Annotated in this window: 19 protein-coding genes; 11 read left to right on the top strand and 8 right to left on the bottom strand. The window is 70.0% G+C overall.

The window, feature by feature from the left end; genetic code table 11:
* Positions 1-51: 51 nt before the first annotated feature.
* Complete coding sequence (locus VB059_RS05180) at positions 52-894, top strand: aldo/keto reductase (RefSeq protein ID WP_323420958.1); 843 nt, start codon at positions 52-54, stop codon at positions 892-894.
* 275 nt (positions 895-1,169) lie between these two features.
* On the top strand, positions 1,170-2,120 hold the full coding sequence (locus VB059_RS05175) for a cation diffusion facilitator family transporter (RefSeq protein WP_323420957.1): 951 nt from the start codon (positions 1,170-1,172) through the stop codon (positions 2,118-2,120).
* A gap of 121 nt (positions 2,121-2,241) precedes the next feature.
* On the opposite strand, the gene VB059_RS05170 is transcribed toward VB059_RS05175, so the two are convergent.
* From VB059_RS05170 to VB059_RS05145, 6 genes are all read right to left on the bottom strand, one after another.
* Positions 2,242-2,760, bottom strand: a complete 519-nt coding sequence (locus tag VB059_RS05170; protein ID WP_323420956.1) for a SixA phosphatase family protein — start codon at positions 2,758-2,760, stop codon at positions 2,242-2,244.
* A gap of 94 nt (positions 2,761-2,854) precedes the next feature.
* The gene (gene narI, locus VB059_RS05165) at positions 2,855-3,652 is read right to left on the bottom strand and encodes a respiratory nitrate reductase subunit gamma (RefSeq protein ID WP_323420955.1); all 798 of its coding nucleotides are present in this window, start codon (positions 3,650-3,652) and stop codon (positions 2,855-2,857) included.
* Between the two features lie 6 nt (positions 3,653-3,658).
* Positions 3,659-4,402 (bottom strand): nitrate reductase molybdenum cofactor assembly chaperone, encoded by a 744-nt coding sequence (narJ, locus tag VB059_RS05160; RefSeq protein WP_323420954.1) that lies wholly within the window; start codon positions 4,400-4,402, stop codon positions 3,659-3,661.
* On the bottom strand, positions 4,399-6,030 hold the full coding sequence (narH, locus tag VB059_RS05155) for a nitrate reductase subunit beta (RefSeq protein ID WP_323420953.1): 1,632 nt from the start codon (positions 6,028-6,030) through the stop codon (positions 4,399-4,401). The genes narJ and narH overlap by 4 nt, the downstream gene beginning before the upstream one ends.
* Entirely contained in the window at positions 6,030-9,809 is a 3,780-nt protein-coding gene (locus tag VB059_RS05150; RefSeq protein WP_323420952.1) for a nitrate reductase subunit alpha, read from the bottom strand. Before VB059_RS05150 ends, narH begins: the two co-directional genes overlap by 1 nt.
* Before the next feature lie 43 nt (positions 9,810-9,852).
* Positions 9,853-11,187, bottom strand: a complete 1,335-nt coding sequence (locus tag VB059_RS05145) for a nitrate/nitrite transporter (RefSeq protein WP_323420951.1) — start codon at positions 11,185-11,187, stop codon at positions 9,853-9,855.
* Positions 11,188-11,209: 22 nt separating this feature from the next.
* Here VB059_RS05145 and VB059_RS05140 point away from each other — a divergent pair, with 22 nt between their 5' ends.
* Positions 11,210-11,347 carry a hypothetical protein gene (locus VB059_RS05140; RefSeq protein WP_323420950.1) on the top strand — a complete coding sequence of 46 codons (138 nt, stop codon included), beginning with the start codon at positions 11,210-11,212 and terminating at the stop codon, positions 11,345-11,347.
* On the opposite strand, the gene mobA is transcribed toward VB059_RS05140, so the two are convergent.
* Positions 11,340-12,074 (bottom strand): molybdenum cofactor guanylyltransferase, encoded by a 735-nt coding sequence (mobA, locus tag VB059_RS05135; protein ID WP_323420949.1) that lies wholly within the window; start codon positions 12,072-12,074, stop codon positions 11,340-11,342. The genes VB059_RS05140 and mobA overlap by 8 nt on opposite strands.
* A gap of 156 nt (positions 12,075-12,230) precedes the next feature.
* A complete protein-coding gene (gene serB, locus VB059_RS05130) occupies positions 12,231-13,103 on the bottom strand; it encodes a phosphoserine phosphatase SerB (protein WP_323420948.1) in 873 nt (290 codons plus the stop codon).
* A 552-nt stretch (positions 13,104-13,655) separates the two neighbouring features.
* Here serB and rpsJ point away from each other — a divergent pair.
* The 8 genes from rpsJ to rpsC are packed head-to-tail and all read left to right on the top strand — an operon-like array spanning position 13,656 to position 18,063.
* On the top strand, positions 13,656-13,964 hold the full coding sequence (gene rpsJ / locus VB059_RS05125; protein WP_091414454.1) for a 30S ribosomal protein S10: 309 nt from the start codon (positions 13,656-13,658) through the stop codon (positions 13,962-13,964).
* Between the two features lie 14 nt (positions 13,965-13,978).
* A complete protein-coding gene (rplC, locus tag VB059_RS05120) occupies positions 13,979-14,650 on the top strand; it encodes a 50S ribosomal protein L3 (protein ID WP_323420947.1) in 672 nt (223 codons plus the stop codon).
* Positions 14,647-15,318 carry a 50S ribosomal protein L4 gene (gene rplD, locus VB059_RS05115; protein WP_323420946.1) on the top strand — a complete coding sequence of 224 codons (672 nt, stop codon included), beginning with the start codon at positions 14,647-14,649 and terminating at the stop codon, positions 15,316-15,318. The genes rplC and rplD overlap by 4 nt, the downstream gene beginning before the upstream one ends.
* Positions 15,315-15,629, top strand: a complete 315-nt coding sequence (gene rplW / locus VB059_RS05110) for a 50S ribosomal protein L23 (protein WP_323420945.1) — start codon at positions 15,315-15,317, stop codon at positions 15,627-15,629. Before rplD ends, rplW begins: the two co-directional genes overlap by 4 nt.
* A 35-nt stretch (positions 15,630-15,664) precedes the next feature.
* Positions 15,665-16,501, top strand: a complete 837-nt coding sequence (gene rplB / locus VB059_RS05105) for a 50S ribosomal protein L2 (RefSeq protein WP_323420944.1) — start codon at positions 15,665-15,667, stop codon at positions 16,499-16,501.
* 21 nt (positions 16,502-16,522) lie between these two features.
* On the top strand, positions 16,523-16,804 hold the full coding sequence (gene rpsS, locus VB059_RS05100; protein ID WP_323420943.1) for a 30S ribosomal protein S19: 282 nt from the start codon (positions 16,523-16,525) through the stop codon (positions 16,802-16,804).
* Positions 16,805-16,825: 21 nt separating this feature from the next.
* A complete protein-coding gene (gene rplV / locus VB059_RS05095) occupies positions 16,826-17,248 on the top strand; it encodes a 50S ribosomal protein L22 (RefSeq protein WP_323420942.1) in 423 nt (140 codons plus the stop codon).
* A gap of 2 nt (positions 17,249-17,250) precedes the next feature.
* Entirely contained in the window at positions 17,251-18,063 is an 813-nt protein-coding gene (rpsC, locus tag VB059_RS05090; protein WP_323420941.1) for a 30S ribosomal protein S3, read from the top strand.
* Positions 18,064-18,067: the final 4 nt, after the last annotated feature.

Raw genomic sequence — 18,067 nt, 5'->3', positions numbered from 1 at the left:
TAGGCTGGAGGCGCCGACACCGGCGCTGTCGACCCTGCTCGAGGAGAACCCATGACGTCCGTACCACTCGCCCCGACCACTCCGCTGCGCAGCGGCGGAGCGATACCGTTGCTCGGGCTGGGCACCTGGCCGATGACCGGACCCGCGTGCACCGAGGCGGTGGCGATCGCGATCGAGGCCGGCTACCGCCTCGTCGACACCGCGGAGAACTACGAGAACGAGGATGCCGTCGGGGCCGGTGTCCGCCGGGCCGCCGTCCCGCGCGAGGAGGTCTTCGTCACCACCAAGTTCAACAAGAAGTGGCACGGCCGTGAGCTGGTCCGCGCGTCGCTCGAGGCGGCGCTGGAGCGGATGGGTCTCGACTACGTCGACCTGCTGCTGATCCACTGGCCCAACCCCGACCAGGGCAAGCACGTCGAGGCGTACGAGGGTCTGCTCGCCGTTCAACAGGCCGGCCTGGCCAGAGCCATCGGCACCTCCAACTTCACCGAGCCGTTCCTCACCGACCTGTTCGGTCACGGGTACGTGCCCGAGGTGAACCAGATCGAGCTGGACCCGACCCGCCCACGGCGCGACCTGGTGGCGATCCACCGCGAGCACGGCATCGTCACCGAGGCCTGGAGCCCGCTGGGCCGCGACCATCGCGACGACCTGATGGCCTCGCCGGCCGTGGTCGAGGCGGCGCGCGCAGTGGGGCGTACGCCGTCCCAGGTGGTGCTGCGCTGGCAGGTGCAGCAGGGCTTCGTCGCCGTGCCGAAGTCCGCCGATCCGGGCCGCCAGGTGGAGAACCTCTCCGTCTTCGACTTCAGTCTGTCGGACGAGCAGATGGCGGCGATCAACGCTCTGGAGGACCCGCAGGCCGACATCGTCGACCCGTACGCATTCGGGCACTGACCGCCCGGCAGGTCCTCGCTGACGGCCCGGGCCGGTCGGCGTGCTCCGTACGGGGTGCCGGTCGGCCCGGGCCGCGGTGGCTGAGGTGCCGGCCCGGAGCCGACGTCGCTGTAGCATCGGCGCCGGCTCCCGCGTCCGCGTTCCGCCTGCGCCGACGGCGCTGTTCGTGCTGACCCGGAGGCTGCGCCGGCGGCGCTGTTGCGATAGCCTTGCCTCCCTTCTGCCAGCCTGTCCTCGCTATCGGGACGGTGCCTGGACGGTTACCCTCGAACCACATGAGCACCCAACAGGCCGCCGCGCCGGCCACGGACACGCGTTACCTCCGCCGCTTCATGTGGCTCTCGGTCGGTGCCGCCCTCGCCACGATGGCCATCAAGGGGGGCGCGGCCCTGTTGACCGGATCCGTCGGTCTGCTGTCCGACGCGATGGAGTCGATGGTCAACCTCGCGGCGGCCCTGATCGGCGTGTGGGCCCTGGGGCTGGCGGCCAAGCCGGCCGACGAGGGACACCCGTTCGGCCACGGCAAGGCGGAGTACTTCTCCTCCCTGGCCGAGGGATCGATGATCCTGGTCGCCGCGACGCTGATCATCTACACCGCGGTGGAGCGGCTGGTCCACCCCCGGCCGGTCGAGGGACTGGGGCTCGGCCTGCTGCTGGCCACCGGCGCCTCGCTGATCAACCTGGCCGTCTCGCTGGTGCTGCGCAGGGCCGGGCGCCGGCACCGGTCGATCGCCCTGGAGGCGGACGGCAAGCACCTGATGACCGACGTGTGGACCTCGGTCGGTGTGCTGGTCGGCATCGGCCTGGTCGCGCTCACCCACTGGCAGCCGCTCGACCCGATCGTCGCGCTGCTGGTCGGCGGCAACATCCTGTTCACCGGCTGGGGCCTGCTGCGCCGCTCCGGGACGCTGCTGCTGAGTTCCTCCCTGGACGCCGAGGACGTGGCCCGGATCCGGGCCGTCGAGGCCGACTTCGCCGCCCGCGAGCCGGTGCATTTCCTGGCCAGCCAGACCGTCCAGCAGGGCCAGCTGGCCGTCGTGCACTCCTTCATGTGTGTGCCCGACGACTGGACCGTCGGGCACGCCCGGGCCCTGGCCGAGCAGGTCAAGGGCGCCATCGCCGCGCAGCTGCGCCGCAGCGACGTGTACGTGCATGTCCAGTCGCACTCCTCGCACGACGTGCCCGAGGAGCCGCTGCCGGACAAGCCGGTGCCGCCCCGGCGCTGACCACGACGCCGTGCCCTGCCGGCCCGGCAGGGCACGCCGCCCGAGCAGCGACAGACCCGGACGTACGCCAGGCCCGGAGTGCCGGCCGACCTGTCGGGGTCCTGCCGACGTGCCGATCGGCTCAGCAGACCGCCGGGGCCGCGTCCGAGCCCACGGTGCCGACGAGGCGGACACCGGTCCGTTCGCCCTCGGCGAGCTCGGCCCAGGTACACGGCACCTCGATCTCGGTGATCGAGGAGACCGGGAAGGCACAGCGCTGCGCATCGGCGTCTCCGTGTCCGGCGTCGTACGCCAGTTCCGAGGCCAGCGCCGGCAGGCCGGGGGAGTGGCCCACCACGAGCAGGGCGGTCACCTCGTCCTCGATCTCCCCGATCCGCTGCAGCAGCGTCTCGACGTCGGCGAGATAGAGCGCTTCCTGGAACTCCTGTCGCGGCGCGCCCGGCAACCGCAGCCCCGCGACCGTCTCGCGGCACCGCTCGGCCGTGGAGCTCATCACCACCTCGATGCCCCGGTCGGCGAGCAGGGCGCCGGCGTCGGCGGCCTGCCGACGGCCGAAGTCGCTGAGTGGACGGTCACGGTCGGACGCGGTGGAGTGCGCCGCGGCCTCGCCGTGGCGCATCAGGTAGAGATGGCGTTGCATACCCCCCAGGGTAATCGGTGGGGTGGCGGGCCGGGCCTCCCCGTCCCACCACCCCACCGATCAGCCGGCCCGAGCGGTCAGCAGACCCGACCGGTCAGCTGTGCTGCTCCGGCTCCGGGCGGACCTGGCCACCGCGGGACCGATCCAGCGAGACCGGCCCGACGATCGGCTCCCAGCCGCGGTCGGGACGCCGGATCACCGGGTCGGCGGCCCGGGAGCGGTAGACGATGTACGGCCGGGTGGGGTAGCCGAGCGGCACCGAGAAGGCGTGCACCAGACGGGTGTACGGCCATACCGCGAACAGCAGGAACGCCGCGATGACGTGCAGCTGGAAGGCCAGCGGGACGTCCGACATCAGGTCGGCGCGCGGTTGCAGGATGAACAGCGAGCGCAGCCATGGCGAGATGGTCTCCCGGTAGTCGTAGCCCTGGCCGCTGCCGAAGACCTGGTGCAGCAGGGTGGCGGTGATGCCGAGCACCACCGGCAGCGCGAGCAGCACGTACATGAACTTGTCGTTGCGGGTGGTGGCCTGGAAGACGCCGTGGACGAACCGCCGCCGGACGATCAGCAGGACCAGGCCGACCCCGGCCGCCAGCCCGGCCAGCCCGCCGCCCAGGGTGGCGACGAGGTGATAGGCGCCTTCGTGCAGGCCGATCGCCTCGGTCCAGGTCTTCGGGATGACCAGGCCCATGACGTGGCCGGCGGCGACGGCGAGGATGCCGTAGTGGAACAGCGGTGAGCCGAGCCGCAGCATCCGGCTCTCATAGAGCTCCGAGGAGCGGGTGGTCCAGCCGAACTTGTCGTGGCGCCAGCGCCAGACGGTGCCGACGATCAGCATGGTGAGGGACACGTACGGGAAGGCGATCCACAGCATCGCATCGAGGGTGCGCATGATCCGTTACTCCTGGGGTCGTGCCGGTGAGGGGATGAGCGGCAGGTGGGACCCGGTCGCGGCGGCGACCAGCGGCTCGCCCGGACCGAGTGCGTCCGCGCCGACCATCTCGGCCGGTGGCCCACCGGCGATCAGGTCGAGGGTCCGCCGGCGGGTCGCCTCGTCGACGTGCGGCAGAGTGAGGGTGACCGCCTCCACCACACCGGTCCACGGGCTGCCGAGTGCCGCGAGCGCCTCCCGCAGCACCTCCAGCCCCTCGCGGTGTGAGGCGAGCAGCACCCCGGCCAGCTCGGCGTCGCCGACGGCGGAGAACTCCAGCACCACCGGCAGGAAGTCCGGCAGCTCCGCGGCGTCGAACTCGAAGCCGGCCGCCCGGTACACCTCGAGGAACGTCACCAGCGCGGTGCCACGCTTGCGGGTGTCGCCGGTGAGGAAGTACGAGAGGTAGAGCGAGCACTTCCGTTTCAGGTCGAAGGTCGCGACGTACTCCTGGGCCAGACCGTCGGGCCCCACGTGCTCGGCGTGGGTCAGGAACGCCCCGAGCCGGTCGGCGATCGGGCGCGGCAGCCCACCCAGCTCGGCGGCGATCGTCGGGTACTTCGCCACGGCCTCCTCACCGGGGTAGGCGAGCAGCACCGAGGTGGCCATGTGGGTGAGCGCCCGCTGCCGGGCCGTGTGCGGCACCGGCGGCCGGGGCTGCCGACGCGCCCGGCCGAGGAAACTGACCGGACCGATCCCGGGGAGGCTCACAGCGCACCCCCGGCCCAGCCCGGCTGTCCGGGGAACCCGTCCAGGTCCTCGCGGCGGCTCAGCGTCAGGCGCACCCGCTGCGATCCGCCGGGCCCGCCCGGCCCGGCCGAGGTCCGGGCGGTGCCCGCGACGTGTTCGGGCGCGGCCAGACCCGGACCGTTCATCCCGATCCCCTCCGGCCCCTCCAGCGAGCAGCCCATCGGGTCGACCTCGGCCATCGCCCGGCCGATCTCGCCGTGTGTGCTCGGGATGACGTAGCGGTCGTCGTAGTCGGCGATCGCCAGCAGGCGGTACATGTCCTCCAGCTCCTGCCCGGTCATCCCGACCGCTGCGGCGATCTCCTCCTGCGGTTCATCGCCCAGGTTGAGGTCGCGCATGTACGAGCGCATCGCCGCGAGCCGGCGCAGCGCCAGCTCGACGGGCCGGGGGTCACCGGCGGTGAACAGCTCGGCCATGTACTCCAGCGGGATCCGCATCGTCGACAGGGCGGTGAGCAGCACCCGGTGGTCCTCGGCGTCGTTGCCCGTCCGGGCCACCTCGTCGACGATCGGCGACAGCGGCGGGATGTACCAGACCATCGGCAGGGTACGGAACTCCGGGTGGAGCGGCAGCGCCACCTCGTAATCGTTGATCAGCCGCCAGATCGGGGAACGGCGGGCCGCCTCGATCCAGTCGTGCGGGATCCCGGCGGCCTCCGCGGCGCGCTGCACCGCCGGGTCGTGCGGGTCGAGGAAGGCCCGGCGCTGGGCGGCGAGCAGCTGGTGCTCGTCGGCCACCGAGGCCGCCTCGGTCACCCGGTCGGCGTCGTAGAGGACGATGCCGAGGTAACGCAGCCGGCCGACGCAGGTCTCCGAGCAGACCGTCGGCAGCCCCTCCTCCAGCCGGGGGTAGCAGAGGGTGCACTTCTCCGCCTTGCCGGTGCGGTGGTTGAAGTAGACCTTCTTGTACGGGCAGCCGGACACGCACATCCGCCAGCCGCGGCACTGGTCCTGGTCGACCAGCACGATGCCGTCCTCGACCCGCTTGTACATCGCGCCCGAGGGGCACGAGGCGACGCACGACGGGTTGAGGCAGTGCTCGCAGATCCGCGGCAGGTAGAACATGAAGGTCTTCTCGTACTCGAGCCGGACCTGCTCGTTCATCTTCGCCAGGATCGGGTCGTTCACCGCGATCTCCTGGGAGCCGGCGAGATCGTCGTCCCAGTTGGCCGACCAGGAGATCTTCATCTCCTCGCCGGTGATCAGCGAGCGCGGCCGGGCCACCGGCACGTGCGGCGAGTCCGCCGGCGCGCTGAGCAGCATGTCGTAGTCGTACGTCCAGGGCTCGTAGTAGTCCGCGATCTTCGGCAGGTCGGGGTTGTAGAAGATCGTCGCGAGCTTGCGCAGCCGCCCGCCCGCCCGGGGCCGGATCTTCCCGTTGGGCAGGCGGACCCAGCCGCCCTTCCACCGGTCCTGGTCCTCGTACGTCCGGGGGTAGCCGAGGCCGGGGCGGGTCTCGACGTTGTTGAACCAGACGTACTCCAGGCCCGCCCGGTTCGTCCACGCCTGCTTGCAGGTGACCGAACAGGTGTGGCACCCGATGCACTTGTCGAGGTTCATCACCATCGCCATCTGGGCCATGATCCGCATCAGTACTGCACCTCCTGGCTTCGGCGACGGATGACGGTGACCTCGTCGCGTTGGTTGCCGGTCGGGCCGACATAGTTGAAGGCGTACGCGTGTTGGGCGTAGCCGCCGATCAGGTGGGTGGGTTTCATCAGCACCCGGGTGAGGGAGTTGTGGATGCCGCCGCGGGTGCCGGAGGTCTCTGACCGGGGCACATCGACGGTCCGTTCGGTGGCGTGGTGCATGAACACGGTGCCCTCCGGCATCCGGTGCGACACGACGGCGCGGGCCACCACCACGCCGTTGCGGTTGAACGACTCGACCCACTCGTTGTCCTTGACCCCGATCTTCGCAGCGTCGGCCGGCGACATCCAGATGTTGGGGCCGCCACGGCTCAGCGAGAGCATGTACAGGTTGTCCTGGTACTCGGAGTGGATCGACCACTTGTTGTGCGGGGTGAGATAACGCACTCCGACCTGCAGGCCGGCACCGGCGCCGGCCTCACCGGGGACGGCGGAGCCGAGCCGGGCATCGCCGAACAGGCGGTGCATGTCCAGCGGCGGCTTGAAGGTCGGCAGGTTCTCGCCGAGGTCGGCCATCCAGTCGTGGTCCAGGAAGAAGTGCATCCGCCCGGTCAGGGTGTGCCACGGCTTGTCGCGCTCGACGTTCTGGACGAAGGCCGAGTAGCGCCGGCCGCCGGTCTCCGATCCGGACCACTCCGGGGAGGTGATCACCGGCTGGGGCTGCTGGGCGGTGTCGGCGAAGGTGATCCGCCGACCCTCGTTCTCGGCCGCCAGGTCGGCGAGCCGGGTGCCGGTGCGCTGCTCGAGGGTGTGGAAGCCCTGGGTGGCGAGGTGGCCGTTGGAGGTGCCGGACAGCCGCAGGATCATCTCGGCGGCCTTGACGTCGGTGTCGACCAGCGGGCGCCCGGCGCACGGGCCGGACCGGGCGACGCCGTTCATCCGGGCCAGTTCGGCGATCTCCTGCTCGGGGTGCAGCAGCACGCCCTTGATCGGCATCCCGGCCTTCTCCGGCAGCGGGCCGATGGTGTCGAACTTCGCCCGGATCGCCGTGTAGTCCCGCTCGACGGTGATCAGCTTGGGCATCGTCACGCCCGGGACCATCGGCGTCTCGGCCAGCGGCCGGGTCGCGCCGTGCGGCATCCCGAGGGCGTCGGGGGTGTCGTGGCTGAGCGGCGCCGCCAGCAGGTCGCGGCGGGTGCCGAGGTGGGTCTTCGCCAGCTCCGACACCGCCCCGGCCAGGTCGCGGAACACCTCGTAGTCGGTCCGCGACTCCCACGGTGGGGCGATCGCCGGATTGAACGAGTGGATGAACGGGTGCATGTCGGTGGTCGAGATGTCGTGTTTCTCGTACCAGGTGGCGGCCGGCAGCACCAGGTCCGAATGCAGCGTCGTCGACGTCATCCGGAAGTCCATCGTCATGAACAGGTCGACCTTGCCGGTCGCCGCCTCGTCCCGCCAGATCATGTCGACCGGGCGCCGGTCCGGGCCGCACTCGGCCGCCCGGACCGCGTTGGTCGCCCCGAGCAGGTGCTTGTGGAAGTACTCCGCGCCCTTCGCCGAGGAGCCGATCAGGTTGGTGCGCCAGTTGGTCACCACCCGGGGGAAGTTCTCCGGGTTGTCCGGGTCCTCGCAGGCGTAGCGCAGCCCGCCCTTCTGCAGCTGGTCCACCACGTACGCCGGGACCTCCATCCCGGCGGCGGCCGCGTCCTCGGTGATCTGCAGCGAGCTGCGGTCGAAGGTCGGGTACGAGGGCATCCAGCCGCGCTTGTTCGCCTCCATCAGTGCATCGGCGGTCGTTCGGCCGCGCAGTCGGTCGCCGGCCAGCGGGGAGAGCAGCGCGTCGGCCGGCAGCCCGTCGTAGCGCCACTGGTCGGTCGCCAGGTACCAGTACGAGGCGGTGGTCATGTGCCGGGTCGGGCGCTGCCAGTCCAGGGCGAAGGCGTACTGCTGGAAGCCGGTGATCGGGCGGACCTTCTCCTGCCCGACGTAGTGCGCCCAGCCGCCGCCGTTGCGGCCCTGGCAACCGCACATCATCACCAGCGCGATCATCGTCCGGTAGATGGTGTCGGAGTGGAAGTAGTGGTTGGTGCCGGCACCCATCAGGATCATCGACCGGCCGCCACTGTCGGCGGCGTTGCGGGCGAACTCCCGGGCCACCCGGGTGATCTGTGCCGCCGGGACCCCGGTGATCGTCTCCGCCCAGCCGGGCGTGCCGACCGCCTCCTCGTCGTCCTCCCCGCGTGGCCACGCGCCGGGCAGGTCGGCCCGCTCCACGCCGTACTGGGCCAGCATCAGGTCGTAGACGGTGGTGACCAGTCGGTCACCGATCCGCCGGGCCGGGACGCCGCGACGGTGCACGGCCGAGGCACCCAGGTGCTGGGTGTCCTCGTCGCCCGGCTCCGGCACCACGTCGAACCGGGGCAGCAGCAGCTCGACCGGCTCGTACGCCCCGGTCTCCAGCACCGACAGCGCCGGGTCGAGGTCGCCGAGGTCCAGGTTCCACCGGCCCTTGCCGGACTCGCCGAACCGGTGGCCGAGGGAGCCGTTGGGCACCTGCGGGGTGCCGGCCCGGTCCAGCATCACCGTACGGAACGCGGCGTTCTCCTCGGCGGCGTGCCCGGGCAGGTCCTCGGCGGTGAGGAACTTGCCGGGGACGTACGCCCGGGTGCCGTCCGGAGCGGTGTGCTCGGCCAGCGCGACCAGGTACGGCGCGTCGGTGTACTTCTTCATGTAGTCGAGGAAGTACGGGGTGCCCTGCGCGACGTGGAAATCGCGCAGGATCACATGGCCCATCGCCAGCCCCAGCGCCCCGTCGGTGCCCGGGTGGATCGCCATCCACTCGTCGGCGAACTTGGTGTTGTCGGCGTAGTCGGGCGACACCGCGACGACCTTGGTGCCGCGGTAGCGCACCTCGGTCATGAAGTGCGCGTCCGGGGTCCGGGTGACCGGGACGTTGGAGCCCCACATCATCAGGTACGAGCTGTTGTACCAGTCACCCGACTCGGGCACGTCGGTCTGGTCACCGAACACCTGCGGGGACGCCATCGGCAGGTCCGCGTACCAGTCGTAGAAGGACAGGATCGTGCCGCCGAGCAGCGAGTAGAAGCGGGTCCCGGCGCTGTACGACACCTGGCTCATCGCCGGGATGACGGAGAACCCGGCCAGTCGGTCGGGGCCGTAGCGCTTGATCGTGTAGACGTGCGCCGCCGCGGCGATCTCGTTGGCGGTGTCCCAGCTGATCCGGACCAGGCCACCCTTGCCACGCTGTGACTTGTACGCCCGGGCCTTGTCGGGGTCCTCGACGATCGACTGCCAGGCATCGACCGGGTCGGGGTGGGCCGCCTTCGCCTCGCGCCACAGCCGCAGCAGCACCGACCGGGCGTACGGGTAGCGCACCCGGGTGGGGGAGTAGGTGTACCAGCTGAACGCCGCCCCGCGCGGACAGCCCCGCGGCTCGTAGTCGGGCAGGTCCGGGCCGGTGTCGGGGTAGTCGGTCTGCTGCGCCTCCCAGGTGATGATGCCGTCCTTGACGTACACCTTCCACGAGCAGGAGCCGGTGCAGTTCACCCCGTGGGTGGAGCGGACCACCTTGTCGTGCGACCAGCGGTCGCGGTAGAAGACGTCACCCTCCCGGCCGCCGGTGAGGAACAGCTGGCGCTTGTCGCCCCACGCGGTGCCGCGCCGGAAGAACGTGCCGAGCCCCAGCAGGCCGTTGTCGTCGTTCGGCGGCCGGTCGGCCCGCTCAGGGCCGCCGGTGGTGGGCTGTGCAGTGGTCGTCATGGGAATCCTTTCGCTGCGGTGCGTGGATCGGCCGGGGGCCCGGTCAGCCCGGGAAGGGTGCCTTCGGGCGGGCGTACATCACCCAGGTGAGGACGGTGCAGAAGAGGAAGAAGATGCCGCAGCCGATGAAGAAGGCGAAGTTGTCGAGCTTGGCCAGTGCCACGCCGACGATGAACGGGCCGAAGGAGGCGATCGCTGCGGTGAAGCCGATCGCGCCGCCGGCCTGCCGCGGCGGCATGATCATCGGCATCTGCTTGAACGTGCCGGCGTTGCCGATGCCGGCGAAGAAGAACATCGCGAACATCGCCCAGAGGAAGCCCTTGTACTGGTCGGGCGAGGTGGGGTTGAGGAAGCTCGCGGCGACCAGGATCGAGATCGTCATCCCGACCCCGGAGACGAAGGTCCAGATCGCGCCGCCGAAGCGGTCACACAGCGGCCCCCAGAGCACCCGGACCGCGGAGGCGATCATCGGCGGCAGGAAGGCGTAACCGGCACCCGCGACCAGCCCGGTGACGTCACCGCTGGCCGGGACGAACTTCGAGGTGATGCCGTACGTGTTGTTGAGCAGCAGGGCGAACTGGGCGGCGAACCCGGAGAAGGTGCCGAAGGTCATCACGTAGATCAGCATCAGGAACCAGGTGTTGCGGTTGCTGAAGATGTCGATCTGCTGGCGGAAGTTCGCCTTGATCGGCACGTCCCGGAGGTACACCCAGGCCAGCACGGCGGCCAGCACCACCCAGGGGATCAGCACCAGCCCGACGTTGTGCAGCCAGATCGGGTGCCCGGCGGCCTGCTGGGGAGTGAGGAACGCCGTCCCCAACAGGCCGAAGCCCATCACCCAGGGGCCGAGGATCTGGATGATCGACATCCCGAAGTTGCCGATGCCGGCCTGGATGCCGAGTGCGGTGCCGGCCATCCGCTTGGGGAAGAAGTAGCCGGTCGAGGGCATGTAGCCGGAGAAGATCCCGCCGCCGATGCCGCAGGCCAGGGCGAGCACCAGCAGTGTCCAGTACGGGGTGGTGTGGTCGCGGACGGCCAGCGTCCAGCCGCCCATCGGGATCAGCATCAGCAGCGAGGAGATGGTGATCAGTTTGCGCGTCCCCAGGATCGGGGGCAGGAACATCCAGATCAGCCGGAAGATGCCGGCGGCCAGGCCGGGCATGGCGGTCAACCAGTAGAGCTGCTCCTTGGTGAGGTGGAAGCCGACCTTGTTCAGCTGCGGGGCCACGGTGGAGACGATGTACCAGGTGCAGAACGCCAGGATCATCGAGTACGTCGAGATCCACAGTGTTCGCCAGGCCAGGCGACTGTCCCAGGTCTCGTCCTTGTTGGGGTCCCAGTTGGAAAGATCCGGGGCCAATTCGGTGCCGACTGCCATGGTCATCCTCACGCTTCGATGGGTGCTGCTGCCCAGTGCTGTGGTGCTCTGCTGTTGTGTCGCTGCGCTGCGCGGTGAGCACCGGGTGCTCGATCTACTACCGGACATAGTGGCCGAACGGCGGCGTATTTTCCAGCTGAAAACCGAAGAAATTATGTGATCATCGTCGGGCGGGGGTCGGCGGAGCCTCCGGCAGGGGCCGGGATCGGGCCCGGGGCAGGGGCAGGGGCCGCGACCGGGGTGCGGACGGCTGTGGTGAGGGCGGCTGTGGTGAGGAGGGTGTCCAGGCGGGCGTGGTCGGCCCAGGTGTCGATGTCGGTGCCCTCGGCACCTTCGACCGGGACCGGCCGCAGGTCCAGATGGGCGGTCAGCCGGCGCACCGAGGCGTCACGGATGCCGGCGTCGGCGGCCAGGGCGGCCAGCGCGCGGCGCAGTCCCTCGGGTCGGTAGACGGCGGCGAGCCACTGGGCCCGCCCGTCGGGATCGACGAGGAAGGCGCCGTCCGCCGGGCGGATGGCGGGATCCTGGTAGGCCGCGAGCAGCCGGGGCAGGGCGGTCGCGACGTGAGGGATGTCACAGGCGAGCACCAGCACCGGCAGATCGGGCCGGTCGGCCGAGCGTCGGTGCCGGTCCAGCATCGCGAGGCCGACGTCGATGCCGGCCACCGGGCCGCCGTGGGCCGGGTGCTCCTGGGTGTGCAGGACATCCGGCGGCACGGTCAGGGTCGGTGGACCGACGACCACCCGTCGCCGTGCCGCGGTGGTGGCGCGCAGGGAATAGTCGAGCAGTCGATGCCCGTGCAACAGGACGTCGGGCTTGGAGATGCCGTCGAGGCGCCGGGCCCGCCCGCCCGCGAGGATGATGGTGTCGTATGCGACCACGTCCATGAAGGGACTCTAGGTCACCGAACGGACGGCGCAGCTGTGATCGGGGTCATCCACAGGGAACTGTGTCCGCGCGGGGCGGCCGGCGTTCGTGCTGGTCAGTTGTGGTCCGTGCGAGGTGGCCGACGTCCGGGCCGGTCGGCTGTCCTCAGGACGGGGTCAGATGTCGAGCAGGCCGCAGAGGGCGTCGAGCCGGGGGAAGGTGATCTGGGCCGGCGCCTGCTCGCGGACCACCGGCTTGGCGCAGAAGGCCACCCCCAGGCCGGCAGCGGCGATCATCGCCAGGTCGTTCGCACCGTCCCCCAGGGCGACCGTCCGCCGCGGGTCGGCGCCGCCCGCGGCGGCGTACGCGCCGAGCTGGCGCTCCTTGACCCGACGGTCGACGATCTCGCCGACGGTCCGTCCGGTGAGCCGGCCGGCATCGTCGACCTCGAGCCGGTTCGCGTGCACCAGGGTGATGTCGAGCCGGGCCGCCAGCGGGCCGACGATCTCCAGGAACCCGCCCGAGACCAGGCCGATGTGACCGCCGCGGCGGTGGACCGTCCGGACGAGTTCCTCGGCCCCCGGGGTGTAGCTGACCCGCGCGGCGACCTCGGCCAGGACGCCGACCGGCACCCCGGCCAGCGTGGCGACCCGAGCGGCGAGACTCTCGGCGAAGTCGATCTCGCCCCGCATCGCCTGTTCGGTGACCCGGGTGACCTCCTCGCGTGATCCGGCCGCGTCGGCGATCTCCTCGATCACCTCGCTGGTGATGAAGGTGGAGTCGACGTCCATCACGACGAGCTGCGGCCCGTCCAGCAGCGGACCGTGCACCACGGCGCCGGAGATGGCGTACCCGGTCGTCACCGGGCGGACGTCGAGCGGCGCCCCGGCCTCCCCCTCGAGGTAGACCGCCTGCCAGGCGGGCGCCTCGCGGTGGCGTACGCAGGTGCTGCCGGGAAACAGGGCCCGGGCCGCCGCGACGGCGTCCTCCGGGATCTCGCGGTCGCTGACGAGGGCCAGACGCTGGGGCACGGAGGGGCGCTGCTGCACGTGCCGACGATATCGTGCGGCGCTGCGAGGCCGGACCCGTCCCGTGCGGCGCCGCGACACCCGGGGCCCCGGGTGTTGGGGGTGCCGCCGGGCGGACGGGTCGGCAGGGCAATTTGCCCGATCCGGCGCGAGGTGACAACATAGTGGGGTTGCTCCGACAGGGCAGCAGGTGTCATCTACATTCCATAGGGTCTCCACGCAGGGTCGTCGGCCGAGCTGATCGGCGGGTGACGTGGGAGTCGGTCCCGATCGAGGGGCCCAGGGTAATGGGTGATGGCACGCGCTGTCCGGCCGCCGCGTTCGCGGGTACGGCTCGGACACCGGGGATGCCCAGGCGTCGACTCCCGGTGAACGAGGCGTCAGACCCGGGACATGTACAAGGAACCAGGGGAGATCTGGGTCCTGTTGTGCCCCGGATGCGCGACACGCCCGACCGCGTGGGTCGCTCGATCGTCCTGATCGTGCGGGTCTTCCGGCCGGAAGGGTGGGGAGGAACGTTGACCGGTACTGCTCACCCGAGTGGCCGCCGAAGCACGAGAAGAAGGACGAACTGTGGCGGGACAAAAGATCCGCATCAGGCTGAAGGCCTATGACCATGAGGTCATCGACTCCTCGGCGCGCAAGATCGTCGATACGGTGACGCGAACTGGTGCCCAGGTTGCCGGCCCGGTGCCGCTGCCCACGGAGAAGAACGTGTTCTGTGTGATCCGTTCGCCGCACAAGTACAAGGACAGCCGCGAGCACTTCGAGATGCGTACGCACAAGCGGCTCATCGACATCATCGATCCGACGCCGAAGACGGTCGACTCGCTCATGCGTCTCGATCTGCCCGCCGGTGTCGACATCGAGATCAAGCTCTGAGGGACGTCTGAATCATGAGCACTGAACACAAGGTGAAGGGCCTGCTGGGCACCAAGCTCGGCATGACCCAGGTCTGGGACGCCGACAACAAGATCGTCCCGGTGACCGTCATCCAGGCCGGTCCGAACGTGGTCACCCTGGTCCGCAGCCCCGAGGCCGACGGCTACGCCGCCGTGCAGCTCGGCTTCGGCGCGGTCAAGGCCAAGAAGGTCACCAAGCCGATGGCCGGTCACTTCGAGAAGGCCGGCGTGACGCCGCGCCGGCACCTGATGGAGCTGCGCACGTCCGACGCCGCCGAGTACGAGGTCGGCCAGGAGCTGCTCGCCGACGTCTTCGCCGCGGGCGAGTACGTCGATGTCACGGGTATCACCCGCGGCCACGGCACCGCCGGTGTCATGAAGCGGCACGGCTTCAAGGGTCTGGGCGCCGGGCACGGCGTCCACCGCAAGCACCGCTCGCCGGGCTCCATCGGTGGCTGCTCCACGCCGGGTCGCGTCTTCCGCGGCCTGCGGATGGCCGGCCGGATGGGTGTCGACAAGAAGACGGTGCAGAACCTCAAGGTCCACGCGGTCGACGTCGAGAAGGGCCTCATCCTGGTCAAGGGCGCGATCCCGGGCACCAAGGGTGGCCTGGTCGTCCTCCGCAGCGCCAACAAGAAGGCTGCCAAGGAAGGGAAGGCCGCATGAGCACCCTGACCATCGACGTCCTGGACGCCCAGGGCAAGAAGGCCGGCACCGCTGATCTCCCCGCCGAGATCTTCGACGTCGAGCCGAACATCGCGCTGATCCACCAGGTCGTGACCGCCCAGCTGGCCGCCGCCCGCCAGGGCACCCACAAGGTCAAGACCCGTGGTGAGGTCTCCGGCGGCGGCAAGAAGCCGTGGCGTCAGAAGGGCACCGGCCGCGCCCGCCAGGGCTCGATCCGTTCGCCCCAGTGGACCGGCGGTGGCGTCGCGCACGGCCCGCAGCCGCGCTCGTACGCCCAGCGGACCCCGAAGAAGATGATCGCCGCCGCGCTCTACGGCTCGCTGACCGACCGTTTCCGTGACGGCAACCTGCGTGTCGTGACCGGCTTCGGACTGGCTGAGAAGCCGTCCACCAGGACCGCCGTCGCGTCCCTCGGCAAGGTGTCGGAGGCCCGCAAGGTGCTCGTCGTCGTGAACCGCGACGAAGAGATGGCCCAGCTGAGCCTGCGCAACGCCACCAGCGTGCACCTGCTGGTCCCCGACCAGCTGAACGCCTACGACGTGCTGAACGCCGATGACGTGGTGTTCACCAAGGCCGCCCTGGACACCTTCGTCGGCGTGCGCAACGCTGTCGAGGTTGTCGGCTCGGTTGATGAGGAGCAGAAGTGAACGAGCAGCCGCTGAAGATCCGCGACCACCACGACGTGCTGATCAAGCCGGTGGTCTCGGAGAAGAGCTACAGCCTGATCGACCAGAACAAGTACACGTTCCTGGTGGACCCGGACGCCAACAAGACCGAGATCAAGATCGCGGTCGAGAAGGTCTTCGGCGTCAAGGTCGTCGCGGTGAACACCATCAACCGCCAGGGCAAGGTGCGTCGGACCAAGTTCGGCACCGGCAAGCGCCCCGACACCAAGCGTGCGATCATCACGGTCGCCGACGGCCAGCGCATCGACATCTTCGGAGGCTCGGTCGACTGACCGGGGCTCCTCGCTGAGACAAGGAAACGCATCCTATGGGTATCCGTAAGTACAAGCCGACAACTCCGGGCCGCCGTGGCTCGTCGGTTGCCGACTTCGTCGAGCTGACCCGGTCGACGCCGGAGAAGTCGCTGCTCGTCGCGAAGCCGAAGACCGGCGGCCGTAACAACAACGGCCGGATCACCACCCGCCACATCGGTGGTGGGCACAAGCAGGCCTACCGCCTGATCGATTTCAAGCGCTACGACAAGGACGGCGTGCCGGCCAAGGTCGCTCACATCGAGTACGACCCGAACCGCACCGCCCGCATCGCGCTGCTGCACTACGTCGATGGCGAGAAGCGCTACATCATCGCACCGAAGGACCTCCAGCAGGGGGCCCGGGTGGTGTCCGGTGAGGGCGCCGACATCAAGCCCGGCAACAACCTGCCGCTGCGCTCCATCCCGGTCGGCACCACGGTCCACGCCGTGGAGCTGCGCCCCGGCGGCGGCGCCAAGATGGGCCGCTCCGCCGGTGCGTCGGTGCAGCTGGTCGCCCGTGAGGGCAAGAAGGCCACGCTGCGTCTGCCGTCCGGTGAGATGCGCATGGTCGACGTCCGCTGCCGCGCCACCGTCGGTGAGGTCGGCAACGCCGAGCAGTCGAACATCGACTGGGGCAAGGCCGGCCGCAACCGCTGGAAGGGCAAGCGCCCGACCGTGCGTGGTGTGGTGATGAACCCGATCGACCACCCGCACGGTGGTGGTGAGGGCCGCACCTCCGGTGGCCGTCACCCCGTGTCGCCCTGGGGCAAGCCCGAGGGTCGTACGCGTGACAAGAACAAGGCCAGCAACCGCGACATCGTGCGGCGTCGCAAGTCCGGCAAGAAGCGCTGATCGAGGAAGGGACAGTAGAAAATGCCTCGCAGTCTGAAGAAGGGCCCCTTCGTCGACGACCACCTGTGGAAGAAGGTGGACGCGCAGAACGAGAAGGGCACCAAGAACGTCATCAAGACCTGGTCGCGCCGCTCGATGATCCTGCCGGACATGATCGGGCACACCATCGCGGTGCACGACGGTCGCAAGCACGTGCCGGTGTTCATCACCGACGCCATGGTCGGCCACAAGCTGGGTGAGTTCGCGCCCACCCGTACGTTCAAGGGCCACATCAAGGACGACCGCAAGTCGCGTCGTCGCTGAGACCGAGGAAGTTGAGAGCCAATGAGCAACACTGACAAGGCACGGCCGAGCCGTCGCGCGGCCCTGCTCGGCGATCGCCCCGGTAACTACGCGATCGCGAAGGCAGTCCGGATGTCGCCGCAGAAGGTCCGCCGCGTGGTGGACATGGTGCGCGGGATGGACGTCGACTCCGCCCTGGACACCCTCAAGTTCGCCCCCCAGGCCGCAGCGCTGCCGGTCTCCAAGGTGGTGGCCTCCGCGGCCGCCAACGCGGAGAACACCGACGGCCTGCGTCGCAACGATCTGTACATCTCGCAGGCGTTCGTCGACGAGGGCATGACGATGCGTCGGATCCGTCCCCGGGCCAAGGGGTCGGCCAGCCGCATCCTCAAGCGTTCCAGCCACATCACCGTCGTCGTCGAGCCCCGCTCGCACGAGACCGAGTCGAAGAAGAAGGAGGCCTGAGCATGGGTCAGAAGATCAACCCGAACGGCTTCCGTCTCGGTATCACGACCGATCATGTGAGCCGCTGGTACGCCGACAAGCAGTACGCCGAGTTCGTCGGCGAGGACACCAAGATCCGTGACTGGATCCACTCCAACCTCGAGCGGGCCGGCATTTCCAACGTGGAGATCGAGCGTCGTTCCGAGCGGGTGACGATCTACCTGTACGCCGCCCGTCCGGGCATCGACATCGGCCGCAACGGTGCCGAGGCGGAGCGCGTCCGTGGCCAGCTGGAGAAGCTGACCGGCAAGCAGGTGCAGCTGAACATCCTCGAGGTCAAGGACCCCGACACCGATGCCCAGCTGGTCGCCCAGGGCGTGGCCGAGCAGCTCGGCGCCCGCGTGGCCTTCCGTCGCGCGATGCGCAAGGCCCAGCAGTCGGCCATGCGAGCCGGGGCCAAGGGCATCCGGATCCAGTGCTCCGGCCGTCTGGGCGGTGCCGAGATGAGCCGCTCCGAGTTCTACCGCGAGGGTCGCGTGCCGCTGCACACCCTGCGCGCCGACGTGGACTACGGCTTCTACGAGGCCCGTACGACCTTCGGTCGCATCGGTGTGAAGGTGTGGATCTACAAGGGTGACGTCTCCGGGACCCGCGCCGAGCGGGCCGCCCAGAAGGCCGCCCGTCAGAACACCAACCAGCGCCAGCGCCCGGCGCGCGGTGGCCGTGGCCGTGGGGATCGCCCCGACCGCGGTGGCCGTCGCCGCCAGGATGCTGCGGCAGCCAGCGCGCCCCAGGGCGGCGAGACTGCCTCCGCGACCGAGAACGCAGGAGCCTGATAGC

The sequence above is a fragment of the Raineyella sp. genome (assembly GCF_034933565.1).
GTDB lineage: Bacteria > Actinomycetota > Actinomycetes > Propionibacteriales > Propionibacteriaceae > Raineyella.
The sequence above is the reverse complement of the archived record's forward strand: the minus strand, read 5'-3'. Positions and strand labels throughout refer to the sequence as shown.